The following is a 14,299-nucleotide window of genomic DNA, read 5'->3' as shown; positions in this document are numbered from 1 at the left end:
GGTTGGTGTGTGTTTTTTTCCGGTCTGGGGGTGTCGATTGTTTGTTCCTCCCCCCCCCCCCCCCACGCCCCCCCCCCCCCTCCCCCCCTGGCCAGGGTCGCGATACCGGACCAGTGCCGGCGCCCGAACAGCATCGGGTAGCCGCGCAGCCCGTCGTAGGTGGCGCAGACCAGCACGTCCGGGTACGGCAGGGCGGCCACCCGGCGGACCGCGGCGGCGGTGAGCCCGGGCATGTCGACCGGCACCACGACGACGGCCTCGATCCCCTCGTCGGTCAGCGCGGCGAGGCCGGCCCGGATCGAGGAACCCACGCCGGTCCCCCACGCGCGGTTGACCACCACGGTGGCCCCGGTCAGGTCGGTGGTCTGCCGGACCTGCTCGGCCGCCGCGCCCAGCACGACCACGATCTGCTCGCAGCCCGCGTCGCCCATCGTGTCGATCAGCTGGCTCACCAGGGGCTTCTCCCCCTGGTGCAGCAGCGCCTCGGGTCCGCCGATCCGACGGCCCCCACCAGCGGCGATGATCATTCCTGCGATCCGGTTCAGCTGTGCCCCCTCGACCAGGGGGACGGACCGGGCGCAGCCGCATCCGGTCCGTCCCGTCGTACGCACAACGGACCCAACGAGCGCGCCCGCGAGCGGGTAGCGGGGCAAAACGGAAAATTGCCCGGCTATGCGGCGTCGGCGTAGCAGTCGACGATGGACAGGTCCAGCGGGAACCGCACCGGGGTGTCGCCGAAGAGCAGCGCGGTGGCCCGGGCGCCAGCGTCGCTGACCGCCGCCGCGACCGCCTCGGCCCGCTCCGCCGGGCAGTGCACCATCACCTCGTCGTGCTGGAAGAAGACCAGCGCGGCCCCGGTGCCGGCCAGCTCCGTACGGAGCGTGGCCAGCAGGGTGGAGGCCCACTCGGCGGCGGTGGCCTGGATGACGAAGTTGCGGGTGAACCGGCCCCGCGAGCGGGCCGCCCGCGCCCGCGGTCCCTGCGGGTCCGTGCCGGCGTCCGGATCCGCCTCCTCCCCGTCGGCGAAGCCCATCGACCCCGGCGGGCAGGTACGCCCCAGCCACGACCGCACCAGCCCGCCCGCCTCCCCGGTGCGGGCGGCCGCCTCGACGTACCCGAACGCGGTCGGGTAGTTCCGCTTGAGCACCGCCAGGGCGGGCACCGCCGCGCCGCCGGTCTGCCCGTACATGGCGCCGAGCAGGGCCACCTTGGCCCGGGCCCGGTCACCGGCGAAGGCGTCCCGGGCAAGGGCGGCGTAGAGGTCGCCGGCGCCACCGGCGGCGGCCAGCCGCTCGTCCCCGGACACCGCGGCGAGCACCCGCGGCTCGAGCTGACCCGCGTCGGCCACCACGAACGTCCAGCCCGGGTCGGCCACCACCGCGCGCCGGATCACCTTCGGGATCTGCAACGCGCCGCCGCCCCGGGTGGCCCAGCGACCGGAGACCACCCCGCCCGGAACGTACTCGGGATGGAAGCGGCCGGCCGAGACCCAGGCGTCGCGCCAGGCCCAGCCGTGGGCCGTCCAGATCCGGTAGAGCTCCTTGTATTCCAGGACCAGCGGCACGGCCGGGTGCTCCACCCCGCGCAGCACCCAGGCCCGGGTGTTGGGCAGCTCCACGCCGGCCCGGGCGAACGCCTTGAGCAGCTCCGCCGGAGAGTCGGCGTGCAGCTGGCGGACGCCGAACGCCTCGGCGATCCGGGCGGCCAGCTCGGCCAGCCGGCGGGGCGGGCCGCCCACCGGCGACGCCTCGCCGAGCAGCTCGGCGAGGACGGCGTCGTGCACGTCCGCCCGCCAGGGCAGGCCGGCCGCCCCCATCTCGGCGGCGATCAGCGCGCCGGCCGACTCGGCGGCCACCAGCAGCCGGAACCGGCCGGGGTGCTCGGTCGCCCCGATCCGGGCGAGCTGGTCCGCGTACACCCGGGTCAACGCCTCGATGCCCGGGCCCGGCGGGCCGGACGGCGCGTCGAAGAGCGCGGCCTGACCGAGGCCGGGCGGTTCCGGCGGGCGGGGCGCCGGGTCCGGCGGCACCGGCGCGCCGGTCAGCCGGGCCCAGGCCGCGGCGAGCGAACGGGGCTCACCCCACCGGCCGGCGTGCCCGAGCAGCAGCGCCTCGGTCAACTCCACGTCGTGGCAGCGGTCCAGCCGGACCCCGGCGCGCAGCAGCGCCGGGTAGACCGTGGGGCCGGTGGCCCAGACCCAGCGGGGCCGCTCGGCGGCCTCCCGGGCGGCCACCGCGGCGGCCAGGTCGGCCACCGGCTCGGGCGGACCGGCGGGGCGACCACCGGCGTCGAGGGCTTGCAGCACCCCGCCGCCCCGCTCGTCCGCCACCACCGCCACCAGCACGAACGCGATTCTGCCTCGTCCCTCCGACACTCCCCCGGGCACGGCCGCCGGCACGCGACGGAGTGGCCGTCCCCGTGGAACGGCCACTCCTTCGCGGAGCAGAGGGCAGCTACTTCCCGACGCCGGCCGTCAGGCCGGACTGGACCTGGCGTTGGAAGACGATGTACACGATGAGGACCGGCAGCATCGCCATGGTGACGCCGGCGAAGAGGCCGGACCAGTCGGACTTGTAGCCCTGGTTGACCGACAGCTCGATCAGGCCCTGGGCGATCACCTGGTGCTTCGGCTCGCCGGACACCGACTGCATGAGCAGGGTCGGCAGGTACCACTGGTTCCACTGGCCGAGCACGTTGAAGATGCCGATGCTGATCAGGCCGGGCTTGGCCATCGGCAGCATCACGCTGAAGAAGGTCCGGGTGTGCGAGGCCCCGTCGACCTGGGCCGCCTCGGCGATCGAGTCGGGCAGCGTCCGGAAGAACGAGTGCATGAAGAAGATCGTGAAGGACAGCGACCAGGCCACGTAGACCACGATCAGCATCAGGTGCTTGTTCGGGCCGAGCAGCGGGAAGCTGATCCCGGTGTTGTAGACCCCCTTGAACAGCGGCACCGCGGCCAGGTAGATCGGCAGGGTCAGGCCGGACAGGAACATGTAGTAGATCAGCCGGTTGCCGGGGAACTCGTAGCGCGCGAGGGCGTACGCGGCCATCGAGCCGAGCAGCATGGTCAGGGTCACGCTGCCGGCCAGCACCAGGACGGTGTTGAGGAAGAACGACCCGAGGTGCCCCTCGGTCCAGGCGCGGCCGAAGTTGTCCCAGTGCAGCTTGCTCGGGATCAGCGAGAGCGGCTCGCGGATGACCTCCGAGTCGTCCTTGAACGCCGACATCACCACCCACAGCAGCGGGTAGATGACCATCAGGGCCCACACCACCAGGAACGCGTGGGAGAAGCCGTTGAAGATCCGGCCGCCCACTCCGCGCCCGCGGGCCTCGGCCCGTCGTACCTGCGCCGGGCGGGACGGGGTGGCCTGGTCGGCCCCGATGGGGCCGTGCGTCGCCGTGCTCATCGTCGCGCCTCCTTCAGAACTCGATACGCTCATCACGACGGGTGATCCTCAGCTGCAGCGCGGCGAGCAGGATCGTGAAGATGGCCAGCGCGACACCCATCGCGCAGGCATAACCGAACTGGCCCTTCTGGAACGCGGTGAAGTTGAGCACCGACGCGAAGATCTCGCTGGCGTGGTTCGGCCCGCCCTGGCTCGGGGTCATGACGAAGACCAGGGCGTACATGTCCAGGGCGATGAAGCCCAGGTAGACCCAGGCGACCGAGATGGTCTCCCGCAGCAGCGGCAGGGTCACCCGGAAGAAGGTGTGGAACCGACCCGCGCCGTCGAGGATCGCCGCCTCGTAGATGTCCTTCGGGATCGACTGCATGGCCGCGGAGAAGAGCACCATGTAGAAGCCGGCGCCGCTCCACACCGCGATGAGCAGCAGCCACCAGAGCACCGCCGGTACGCCGAGGAACGGCTCCGGGTCGGCGGTGAACGCGATCGGGTTGTCCGCGTCGACCAGCCCGATCTTGATGAGCAGGCCGTTGATCAGACCCTGGCTGTCGGTCCGGTAGATCTGCTGCCACATCACGGCGATGACCACCAGCGACAGCACCTGCGGGAAGAAGAAGATCACCTTGTAGAGCCCGGAACCGAACACCCCGCGGATGCCGGCCCTGTCCTCGCGTCCGCCCACGTTGAGCAGGAACGCGAGGAACAGGGCCAGCGCGATGGTGACCAGCGGCACGGTGACCAGGAAGAACACGTTGTGCCAGAACGCCTTCCGGATCAGCTCGTCGGAGAGCAGCCGGACGTAGTTGTCCAGACCGACGAAGTGCTGGGAATCCGAGTACCCGCCCCAGTCGGTCAGCGAGTATCCCGCCGCCTGCGCGAACGGCCACACCACGTAGAACAGGTACAGCGCGACGGGCAGGGCCAGGAAGCCCGTGACGAAACGCGCGACTCCGTGCCGCATTGGACTCACTCTCCCGAACGGATCAGGCGGTACGGGTCTGCTTCTTGATCGACGAGTCCTTGGCGACCTTGTCGGCGGCCGCCTGCATCTTGTCGACGAACTGCTGCGCGGTGAGCCGGCCGGCCATCAGCTCCTCGGAGAGGTTCTGGCTCTCCTTGTCCAGGTCGGCGTAGAAGTCCGGGAACTTGACCGAGATCAGGTCCGACGTGGCATTCTTCATCAGCGCGTTCGCCGACGCCAGCGCCGAGTCCTGCACGTTGTCGCCGGAGCCCTTGGTGGAGGCCAGCGACTTGGTCAGCTCGGCGAACTTCGCGGAGCCGGCCTTGGACAGGATGGCCCGCAGCATCTCCTTGGCGGCCTCCTTGTTGGGCGCCTTGCTCGGCACCACGAAGCCCTCGCCGGAGCCGGCGAAGACGTCCTTGGCGGCCTTGTCCCCGGAGTTGCTCCAGTAGTCGGACAGGGTCAGCTCGAAGCCCGGCGGGATGGTGGCGGCCATCTCGTTCTTCAGCCAGGTGCCGACCTGGATGAAGGCCGCCTTGCCGTCGAGCCACGCCTGCTGCGACTGGGTGTGGTCGAGCTTGCCCGGCAGCAGCAGCTTGTCCTTGACCAGCTTCTCCCACGGCTCCAGCGCCGCGACGATGCCGTCGGCCTTCCAGGCGCCGTCCTTGAGGTTGTCGATGTCGATGACCGCCTGCTTGCCGACCGCCTTCCAGATGCTCGCGAAGAGCCCCCAGCGCGGGTAGTAGCCGTGCACGGCGTCGTGCACGTACGGCGCCATGCCCTTGGCCTTGATCTTCGGGGCGAGGGCGAAGAACTCGTCCCAGGTGGTCGGGGCCTGCCAGCCCTCCTTCTTGAACAGGGCGGCGTTGTACCAGTTGCCCCAGACCGTGTAGGCCACATTGACCACGTAGAACTTGCCGTTCTGCGTACCGTCGCCGACGGTGCCCGGCAGCAGGCTGTCGGCGACCGTGCCGTCGCCGTCCCAGGCCGGCGCGGTGAGCAGGTCGTCGAGCGGCTCGATGGCACCCTCGTTGATCAGGGTGCTGCGGTCCATGCTGTCCGCGCCCGAGTTCATGACCAGGTCACTCGGCTGGGTCGCCATCTTCGGCTGCTCTTCGGTCTTGATCTTCTGGGTGGAAGACATGTTGACCGTGATGTTCGGGTGCTTGGCGTTGAAGACGACCTTGTCTTCCTTGGCCCACTGGTCGCCCAGGCCACCGTTGAAGATGACCACCTTGACGGCGCTGCCGTCCTTCACGCCGAACGGGTTGTCCTTGCTCTTGGCCGCGCCGCCGTTGTCGGACTTGCTCGGCTCGCTGCCGGCGCAGGCGCTGAGCAGACCGGCGGCCGGGGTGACCAGCAGACCGGCCGCGGCGGCGCGCTGCAACAGGGTCCGGCGGCTGAGGTCGCCGGGCTTCTCGGGGGTAACCGACATCTCTGTCTCTCCTTGTGTGTCGGGTCAGGCGGTCCGCCGGAGGCGCCCGGCGTACCGCGACTCGAGGGCGAGGTTGTGCTCGTCCCCACCGGGGACGTTGGCGGAGAGGTAGATAGGGGGTACCTCCCCGGCCAGGTGGAACCGTCGTACGACCTCGGCGGTCAGCAGCTGCGCCAGCAGCGCCGCGGTGACCGACGAGACCGCACAGACCGCGCCGCCGCCCTCGAGCGGCAGCAGTGCGTCGCCGTACGGCGCGCCGTTGTCCAGCACGACGTCGGCGAGGTCGGTGAGCCGGTGCCCGCTCGGGTGGCGTGGGGCGACCCGGGCGGAGTGCTCGACCGAGGTGACCGCGATCAACGGGTGGCCCTGCTCCCGGACCAGCGTCGCCAGCTCGACCACCGAGCCGTTGATGCCGGACTGGGAGGCGACCACGAACACGTCCTCCGGCTGCGGCGCCGCCAGGGCGTAGAGCTGGTGCGCGACCGCCGGGTCGCGTTCCAGCTTGGGGTCGGCGAGCACGTCGCGGGGCGCGTCGCCGTGCAGCACGAGGTCGTGCAGGGAGAGTCGGTTGGTGGGGACCAGGCCGCCGGCCCGGGCCACCAGTTCGGCGGCGAACGCCTCGGAGTGGCCGGCGCCGAAGGCCTGGAGCACGCCACCGCGGCGCAGTCCGGCGGCGATCAGGCCGGCCGCCCGGTCGACGGCCTCGGCCTGCGTGTCGACCACCCGGTCGAGCACCGGGCGGACGGCGTCCGCGTACCGCTGGGCACTGATCATGAGGTGGCCCCCTTCGCGGCCTTGTGCCCGTCCACGGCCTGGGCGGTACGCCGGAAGGCCGCGTGGGCGCGGTCGTGGGTGCGCTGCGCCACCGCGATGTAGAGCAGGTCGAGCACGACGAGCTGGGGGTGCCGGGCGGAGAGCGCGTCCGGCCGGAAGGTGGTGGCCTGGCTGGCCGTGACGAGCACGATGTCGGCCAGCTCGGCCAGCGGCGAGCGGGGGAAGCCGGTCAGCGCGATCGTGGTCGCCCCCCGGCTGCCGGCCTCGGCGAGCATCTCGATGGTTTCCCGGGTCTGGCCGGTGTGCGAGATGCCCAGGGCGACGTCGCCGACGCCGAGCAGCGCCGCGCTGGCCAGTCCCTCGTGCACGTCGCTCCAGGCCCAGGCGGCCACCCCGATCCGGTGCAGGCTGAACTGCATCTCCTCGCCGACCAGCGCGCTGCCGCTGGCGCCGAAGATGTTCACCCGGCTCGCCCCGGCGATCGCCACGGCGGCCCGCTCCACCTCGGCGAGGTCGAGCAGCGCGGCGGTGTCGTGCATCGCCCGGGTGTCGGCGGCCATGATCTGGTCGAGCACCCGGGACAGCGGGTCGCTGGGCTGGATCTCCCGGCCGATGTCGACCGTCCAGCCGGCCGAGCGGGCCCGGCCGGTCTCGGCGGCGATGCCGAGCCGCAGGTCGGCGTAGCCCTCAAAGCCCATCGCCCGGCAGAACCGGGTGATGGTCGCCGGCGAGGTGCCGCTGCGCTCGGCCAGCTCCACGATGGTGGCCCGGGCCGCCGCCTCCGGGTCGCTGAGCACGTGCTCAGCGACCCGGCGCAGTGCCCCGGTCAGCTCCCCCGCCCCGGCCCGGACCCTGGCCAGCACGCCGTCGGAGGAGACCGCCACCGCACCCCGCCGGTCGACCGCGTCGGCGTCGACCACCGCGGTCCCCGCGGGGGTGTCCACCTCGTGATCAACCATGGGACGCCTTTCGGAAAAGAGTGTTAACTGTTAGTGGTAAAAGTTCTTACTGAAGGCCCCTCCGTGTCAAGGCCGTGGGCGAAGTTTTCAAACTGTTACCTGGCGCACAGCCCGGATCTTGCTTTCCTGAGGCAAGGCCGACCAGCATGAAGGTCATGTCCGACACCGTCGTGGTCGGCCTCGACGTCGGGGGTACGTCCACCCGCGCGGCCGCCCTCAGCCTCGACGGCGTACGGCTCGGCACCGGCCGCGCCGGCGGCGGCAACCCGACCAGCCACGGCGCCGACCGGGCCGCCGCCGAGCTGCTGGCCGCGCTACGGGCCGCACTCGCCGACGTCGATCCGACCCGGGTCCGGGCCGGCACCATCGGGCTGGCCGGAGCCGGCCGCCTCCTGGCCGACCCGCACGGCCGGGCCGCCTTCGACCAGGCCTGGTCCGACGCCGGCCTGCGCTGCCCGTACGCGGTCCACGGCGACGCCCTGGTCGCGTACGCCTCGGGCACCGCGGCGCCGGACGGCACCGTGCTCATCGCCGGCACCGGCGCGATCGCCGCCCAGGTCCGTGACCTGCGGCTGGATCGGGTCGCGGACGGGCACGGCTGGCTGCTCGGCGACGCCGGCTCCGGGTTCTGGCTCGGCCGGGAGGCGGTCCGCCGGCTGCTGTCCGACCTCGACCGGGCGGCGGCGCCGGGCGAGCTGTCCCGCCGGGTGCTCACCGAGCTGACCGGCACACCCGAGGTCGCGGACCGGCCCCGGAGCACCGCCGAAGCGGTGGTGCAGACGGTCACCCGACGGCCACCGGTGGAGCTGGCCCGGCTCGCCCCCCTCGTGGTGACGGCGGCCCGGGAGGGCGAGCCGACCGCCACGGCGCTCGTTGGGGAGGCCGCCGCACTGCTCGCCGAGAGCGTGAGCCGGATCCGGCCGGCCGGCGCCACCGATCCGGTGGTGCTCGGCGGCGGCCTGCTCACCGGCGACACACCGCTCGCAGAGGCGGTCCGCCCCGAACTGGCCCGCAGGTGGCCGGACGCGCCGCTGTGCACGGCCGGGGACGGGGCCGCGGCGGCGGCCTGGCTCGCCGCCCGCAACCTGCCCGAGGTCACCGACCCGGCGGCCCTGCACGCCCTGCTGCTGGCGACAGCGACCTGAGCGGGTAGCAGACGCGCTCCGCCCACCGGCCCCGGCACTCCCGGTCGGGCCCCTGCCCGCTCTCCCCAGGGTGCCGCCCTCCCGCGCGTTGCCCGACCTCCGGGTCGCCACGGGTCGCAGTCCCGCCGCCTGAACCCGTCACAGGCAGCCCCTTGCTCGAGGCCCGGCGGGAAGCCGGACGCCGGGGCCGACGGCCTCCCGCCGCACGCTACGAACTTGATGGCGCGAACGACTCACGCCCGCGCCCACGAGCGCGGGCAGCGACCGATCCATCTGCGTCATCAAGTTCGTAGCGGGGCGCAATCCGGCCCCAGGGCACCGACATCACGGACGACTCAGCTCCACAGGCGGCCACGACCGCCCGTACGCCTGTGGGCCGTCTCGCCGTAGCCGTCGCCGGCCCATCGATCGTGGACCAACCGCACTGTCAGGCGAGGTCGGCGAGGGTCTGGGCCAGGCGGGGCCAGACGTGGCTGCGCCAGCCGCCGTCGAGCAGGGTGAACGTGCGCCGCTGCACCGGGTCCTCCGGGTCGAAGCCGGCGTGCTCGAGGAAGAGCCGGGTGCCCCGCCCCTCCGGCACCAGGGTCCAGGTGACCACGGTGTCCAGCCGGCCGCCCCGCCAGGACCACCGCAGCCGGCGCGGCTCGTCCAGCTCCAGCACCTCGCAGTGGACCACGCCGTCGAAGCCCTGACCGGGCCGCGGGGTGGTGCGAAAGGTGAACCGGTGCCCCGGGACCGGCCGGAAGTCGTTCGGCATCAACCAGCGGGCCAGCAGATCAGAATCGGTCAGCACCCGCCAGACCTTCGCCGGCGGGTGCGCCAGGAACTGGTCCACCGCGACGGCGGTCTGCTCACTCATCGGGCAGCCCGTCCAGCACCTCGCGCAGGTCGGCCAGGCGGGCCCGCCAGAACCGCTCGTACGGCCCGAGCCAGTCGGACACCTCGCGCAGCGGCTCGGGGCGCAGCGCGTAGAACCGCTGCCGGCCGATCGGCTGCTCGGTCACCAGGCCGGCGTCCTTGAGCACCCGCAGGTGCTCCGACAGGCTGGGCCGGCGCATGTCGAAGTGGTCGGCGAGCTGCTGCACCGGCTGCTCGCCCCGCTCGAGCAGTAGCCGGAGCAGTTCGCGCCGGGTGGGGTTGGCCAGCGCCGCGAAGACGTCCGCCACGTCAGACCCGGGTGGACTGAAGGACGATCCCGTTGCCGTCCAGGTCGTGGAAGGTGGCGTACCGGCCCCAGGGCGCGGTCTGGATGCCGCCCTCGCCGAACACGACCCCCCGGTCCGTCAGCCGGGCCACGTCGGCGTCGAGGTCGTCGGTCTCCAGCACCAGGCCCTTCAGCGAGCCGGGCGGCATGCTCGGGAACCAGGTGACCAGCGTCAGCGCGGTGTCGGCGCCCTTCGGGGCCACCTGGATCCAGCGTCCGCCGGGGCCCATCGGGTTGTCGAAGATCAGGTCGAAGTCGAGCAGGTCGACGTAGAAGTCCCGGGCCCGGTCCTGGTCGCTGACGGGTACGGAGACAAGCTTCACGTGGGTCACGGTCATGACCACCACAATAGGTAGGAGATTTCCTACCGGTCAAGCCGGGGGTGGGCCGGCCGACATCGTCGACCGCCCCGCAACCAGGACGAACGTCAGGCGCCCGGGTAGGGCTGCCCCTGCGGCTGGCCGTACTGCCCCTGCGGCTGGCCGTACTGCGGCTGCGGCTGGCCGTACTGCGGCTGCGGCTGGCCGTACTGGCCCTGCGGCTGGCCGTACTGACCCTGCGGCGCCGGCTGGCCGGGCTGTGCCGGGTAGCCGGGCTGCGGCGTCGGCCAGCCCTGCGTCGGCTGGCCCGGCGCCGGCTGGCCGGGGAACGGCTGCTGGCCGTACTGGCCCGGCTGGCCGTACTGGCCGGCCTGCGGCGCCCCGGCGAACTGCTGTGCCTGGGCCGCCTCCTGAGCCTCCTTGCGCGACTTGAACGCCTGCACGATCAGCAGGATCGGCAGGATGAAGACGTAGATGAAGACCCGGTACCTACCGCCCTCGAAGAGGAACATCAGGTAGAAGCCGTAGCAGAAGAAGGCGATACCGACGACGATGTTGGCGACCCGCGAAAGGGTGGACTGCTCCTTGAGCGCCAGGCCGACGACGACCATCGCGATGCCGCCGAGCAGCAGCAACAGCTCGTAGATGAGGAGAAACATGTGATTCCTGTCAATCGATAACGGTGCCGGCCCACCATAGAGGAGCCCTTATTGGTCGCGCTGCCCCATTGCCTGTGGCAACCGCCTCACTTGAGTTGACCCGCGGTGAGTCCCGTCTGGATCTGCCGCTGGAAGGCGACGTAGACCGCCAGCACCGGCAGGGTGGCGATGGTCAGGCCCGCGAACAGGCCGCTGAAGTCGCCCTGGTAGCCCTGACTGACCGCGAGCGCGGTGAGGCCCTGCGCCAGCACCCACTTGGAGTCGTCGCCCTGCATGAGCACCTGCGGCAGGATGAACTGGTTCCAGTGGCTGAGGAAGTTGAAGATCGCCACACTGATCAGTCCCGGTCGCGCCATCGGCAGCATCACCCGGAAGAAGAGCCGGAAGTGACCGCACCCGTCGATCAGCGCCGCCTCCGCGACCGACGTCGGCAGCGTCCGGAAGAACGCCGTCAGGAAGAAGACCGTGAACGGAAGCGAATAGGCGGCGTAGACCAGCATCAGGCCGGTCCAGGTGCCGAACAGCCCGGCGTTGCGCACCACGAAGAAGAGCGGCACCAGGGCGAGGAAGACCGGGAACATCATCCCGCCGACGAACAGGTAGTAGACCACCTGCCGGCCGCGGAACTCGTACCGGGCGAAGACGTACGCGGCGGTCGCGCCGAGCAGCATGGTGAGGGTGAGCGAGCCGGCCACCACGATGCCGCTGTTCAGGAAGTACCGGCCGATGTGCGCCTCGGTCCAGGCCCGGGACCAGTTCTCGAAGCGCAGCGCACCGGGCAGACCCCACGGGTCGCTGAGGATCTCGCCGTCGCTCTTGAACGAGCTGAGGAACATCCACAGCAGCGGCAGCGCGGTCAGCGCCGCCCAGAGCAGCAGGAACCCGTGCGAGAAGGCGTTGGCCACGCCCAGTTCGCGGCGCGGCCGCCGCTCCTCGGCGCGGGTGGGCTCGGGCTTCTCCGCCCCGGCGACGGCGGGGCGATCCATGGTGGTCACGAGTACTCGATCCGATCACGACGGCCGGAACGCAGCGCCAGCACCGCGACCGACAGGGTCAGGAACAGCATCACCACGCCGATCGCGGAGGCATATCCGAACTTGCTCTCGCTGCCGAACGCGGTCTCGTACATTCGCAGGCCGATGACGTCGGACGAGAAGTTGGGACCGCCGTTGGTCATCTGCTGGACCAGGATGAAGCCGTCCAGCGCCGCGATGGCCAGGTAGATCCAGGCGACCTGCACGGTGTCCCAGAGCAGCGGGACGGTGACCCGGCGCAGGGTGGTCCACCGCGACGCCCCGTCGAGCAGCACCGCCTCGTAGATGTCGCGCGGGATCGCCGCCATGGCGGCGCCGAAGAGCACCACGTAGAACCCGACGTTGCTCCAGATCATCACGGCCAGCACGCACCAGAACGCGGTGCGCGGGTCGCCCAGCCAGGTGGGCGCGGGCAGGCCGAAGGCCCGCAGCGCGCCGTTGAGCAGGCCGTTGTTGGGGTGGTAGACCTCCTTCCAGAGCAGCGCGATGATCACCACGGAGAGCACCTGGGGGAAGAAGTAGACCATCCGGTAGACCGCCGTGCCCCGGACGCCGGTCACCCCGGCCCGGCCCTTGCGCCCGCCCATGTTGAGCATCGTGGCGAAGAACAGGCCGAGTCCGATGGTCAGTACCGGCACCACCGCGAGCATGATCGCGTTGTTCTTGATCGCGTTCCACACCTGGCCGTCGTGCCACAGCGTCCGGAAGTTCGCCATCCCGACCGGGTCGGCGTGCGCGGAGTAGCCCAGCCAGTTGGTGGTGGAGATCTGGAACGCCTGCAGGTACGGCGAGAGTACGAAGACGCCGTAGAGCACCAGCGGCGGCACCAGGAAGGTGATGATCAGCGGGTACTTGCCATGTCTCACGAGAAGGACCTACTCCCCAGCGGTGGACCGGTGGGGACGGTACCGCGCCCGCCCCACCGGCCGGACGTCACGCGGCCCGCTTGTACTTCTTGACGGAGCTGTCCTGGGCGATCGAGTCGGCGCCCTTCTGGCACGCGTCGAGGAACTCGGCCGGGGTGCTCCGGCCGCTGAAGAACTCGCCGCAGGCGGCGTCGACCAGCTCGCGCTCGAGCTTGCGGTAGTAGTTGTTGTAGACCCAGTTGAAGCCGTTGCTGCCGGACGCCTCAAGGGCCTTGACCACGCTGGTCAGGCCGAACGGCAGCTCGACTCCCTCGGTCGTGCCGGCCACCACGGTCAGGCTGGAGACCTTCTTCGTGAAGTCCTGCGCGCCCTTCTTGGAGAGCATCACCCGGAAGTACTCCATGCCGCCGGCGACGTTCTTCGCCTTGGCCGGCACCATGAACGGCTCGCCGGCGGTGCCTCGGATCGCCTCGAACGGCAGCTTGTCACCGCTGGTCAGGCTGGGCGTCGGCGCGATCGTCATGTTGAAGCCGGCCGGGGTGACCTTGGCCTGCTCGTTCTCCAGCCAGGAGCCGCAGGAGATGAAGGCGGCCTTGCCCTGGCACCAGGCGGTCTGCGACTGGATGTGGTCCAGGCCCGGCGAGCCGTCCAGGATGTACTTGTCCTTGACGATCTGGTACCAGGCGTCGGCCGCCGCCTTCATGGCGTCGGACTTCCAGGCGTTCGGCTCGAGGTTGTCGATCGCCATGGCCACCGACGGCCCGCCGAGCTTGATCGCGCTGGCGATCAGCGGCCAGCTCATGTAGCGGGGGTGCTTGCCCGCGTAGGTCCAGGGGGCGATGCCGGCGGCCTTGATCTGCTTGCAGAGCGCGATGTGCTCGTCCCAGGTCTTGGCGTACTGCCAGTTCCGCTCGGTGAACAGCTTGGTGGAGTGCCAGATGCCGTACGCGGTGTAGGTGTAGTTGAGGACCAGGAACTTCCCGTCGTACGAGCCGACCTCGACGGCGCCGGGCAGCAGCGTGTCGCGCACCTTCTTGCCGGGCTGGTCGAGGCTCGGGGCGTCGAGCAGCTCGCCCAGGTCGGCGATCGCGTTCTGGCTGACCAGGCCGTTGAAGTCGATCTGGCCGGCGCCGGAGTTGTTGACCACGTCCGGCGGGGTGCCGTCGACGAAGCGCGGCTGGAGGGTCTTGTTGATCTCCTGGGTGGCGGAGTGCTTGATCTCGGCCTTCGGGTACTTCTCCTTGTACATGGCCTCGTGGGCCTTGGCGTAGTCCTCGCCGAAGCCGCCGTTGAAGATCACCACCTCGAGCGGGGCGTCCTCCTTGACCCCGAGCGGGTTCTGCTCGCTCTTGGTGCCCTTGTAGGTGCCGGCGTCGCCCTTGTCGTCGCCGCCGGACGTCGCGCAGCCGGCGAGCAGGCCGGCGGCGGGGGTGGCCAGCAGGCCGGCCGCGGCCGTGCGCCGGATAATCTCACGCCTGTTCATCGCATCTCCTCGGTTCGGGTACGGGCGGCCCACCGAGGGGGACGGCGGCCGCGAC

General features: G+C 71.2%; 15 protein-coding genes. 1 reads left to right on the top strand and 14 read right to left on the bottom strand.

What is annotated here, in order from left to right; all coding sequences use genetic code 11:
* The 7 genes from ACZ6S5_RS30620 to ACZ6S5_RS30590 form a co-directional block, all read right to left on the bottom strand.
* On the bottom strand, positions 1-527 hold a 527-nt coding region (locus ACZ6S5_RS30620), incomplete at its 3' end, for a nucleotidyltransferase family protein (RefSeq protein ID WP_466005705.1).
* Positions 528-670: 143 nt separating this feature from the next.
* The gene (locus ACZ6S5_RS30615; RefSeq protein WP_466005704.1) at positions 671-2,374 is read right to left on the bottom strand and encodes a bifunctional 3'-5' exonuclease/DNA polymerase; all 1,704 of its coding nucleotides are present in this window, start codon (positions 2,372-2,374) and stop codon (positions 671-673) included.
* A gap of 79 nt (positions 2,375-2,453) precedes the next feature.
* Positions 2,454-3,407, bottom strand: coding sequence for a carbohydrate ABC transporter permease (locus tag ACZ6S5_RS30610; protein ID WP_466005703.1), 954 nt, complete (start codon positions 3,405-3,407; stop codon positions 2,454-2,456).
* A 13-nt stretch (positions 3,408-3,420) separates the two neighbouring features.
* Complete coding sequence (locus ACZ6S5_RS30605; protein ID WP_466005702.1) at positions 3,421-4,365, bottom strand: carbohydrate ABC transporter permease; 945 nt, start codon at positions 4,363-4,365, stop codon at positions 3,421-3,423.
* Positions 4,366-4,387: 22 nt separating this feature from the next.
* Positions 4,388-5,800 carry an N-acetylglucosamine/diacetylchitobiose ABC transporter substrate-binding protein gene (gene ngcE / locus ACZ6S5_RS30600; protein WP_466005701.1) on the bottom strand — a complete coding sequence of 471 codons (1,413 nt, stop codon included), beginning with the start codon at positions 5,798-5,800 and terminating at the stop codon, positions 4,388-4,390.
* Positions 5,801-5,824: 24 nt separating this feature from the next.
* Positions 5,825-6,574: an SIS domain-containing protein gene (locus ACZ6S5_RS30595; protein WP_466005700.1), complete on the bottom strand. Its 750-nt coding sequence runs from the start codon at positions 6,572-6,574 to the stop codon at positions 5,825-5,827.
* On the bottom strand, positions 6,571-7,533 hold the full coding sequence (locus tag ACZ6S5_RS30590; protein WP_466005699.1) for a MurR/RpiR family transcriptional regulator: 963 nt from the start codon (positions 7,531-7,533) through the stop codon (positions 6,571-6,573). Before ACZ6S5_RS30590 ends, ACZ6S5_RS30595 begins: the two co-directional genes overlap by 4 nt.
* Before the next feature lie 155 nt (positions 7,534-7,688).
* On the opposite strand from ACZ6S5_RS30590, the gene ACZ6S5_RS30585 reads away from it, so the two are divergent.
* Positions 7,689-8,678 carry an N-acetylglucosamine kinase gene (locus ACZ6S5_RS30585; RefSeq protein ID WP_466005698.1) on the top strand — a complete coding sequence of 330 codons (990 nt, stop codon included), beginning with the start codon at positions 7,689-7,691 and terminating at the stop codon, positions 8,676-8,678.
* 427 nt (positions 8,679-9,105) lie between these two features.
* Here the strand turns inward: ACZ6S5_RS30585 and ACZ6S5_RS30580 are convergent, their stop codons facing one another.
* The 7 genes from ACZ6S5_RS30580 to ngcE (ACZ6S5_RS30550) form a co-directional block, all read right to left on the bottom strand.
* On the bottom strand, positions 9,106-9,537 hold the full coding sequence (locus ACZ6S5_RS30580; RefSeq protein WP_466005697.1) for an SRPBCC family protein: 432 nt from the start codon (positions 9,535-9,537) through the stop codon (positions 9,106-9,108).
* Positions 9,530-9,844 carry an ArsR/SmtB family transcription factor gene (locus tag ACZ6S5_RS30575; protein WP_123241652.1) on the bottom strand — a complete coding sequence of 105 codons (315 nt, stop codon included), beginning with the start codon at positions 9,842-9,844 and terminating at the stop codon, positions 9,530-9,532. The genes ACZ6S5_RS30580 and ACZ6S5_RS30575 overlap by 8 nt, the downstream gene beginning before the upstream one ends.
* A gap of 1 nt (position 9,845) precedes the next feature.
* Entirely contained in the window at positions 9,846-10,220 is a 375-nt protein-coding gene (locus ACZ6S5_RS30570) for a VOC family protein (protein ID WP_466005696.1), read from the bottom strand.
* Between the two features lie 89 nt (positions 10,221-10,309).
* Complete coding sequence (locus tag ACZ6S5_RS30565; RefSeq protein ID WP_466005695.1) at positions 10,310-10,861, bottom strand: hypothetical protein; 552 nt, start codon at positions 10,859-10,861, stop codon at positions 10,310-10,312.
* Positions 10,862-10,947: 86 nt separating this feature from the next.
* Positions 10,948-11,856, bottom strand: a complete 909-nt coding sequence (locus ACZ6S5_RS30560; protein WP_466005694.1) for a carbohydrate ABC transporter permease — start codon at positions 11,854-11,856, stop codon at positions 10,948-10,950.
* Positions 11,853-12,761 (bottom strand): carbohydrate ABC transporter permease, encoded by a 909-nt coding sequence (locus ACZ6S5_RS30555; RefSeq protein ID WP_466005693.1) that lies wholly within the window; start codon positions 12,759-12,761, stop codon positions 11,853-11,855. Before ACZ6S5_RS30555 ends, ACZ6S5_RS30560 begins: the two co-directional genes overlap by 4 nt.
* Positions 12,762-12,828: 67 nt before the next feature.
* Complete coding sequence (gene ngcE, locus ACZ6S5_RS30550) at positions 12,829-14,244, bottom strand: N-acetylglucosamine/diacetylchitobiose ABC transporter substrate-binding protein (protein WP_466005692.1); 1,416 nt, start codon at positions 14,242-14,244, stop codon at positions 12,829-12,831.
* Between the last annotated feature and the right edge of the window lie 55 nt (positions 14,245-14,299).

It is taken from the genome of Micromonospora sp. NPDC051924, assembly GCF_055586005.1.
Note: the sequence above shows the minus strand (reverse complement) of the source record. Positions and strands in the feature narration are given on the sequence as shown.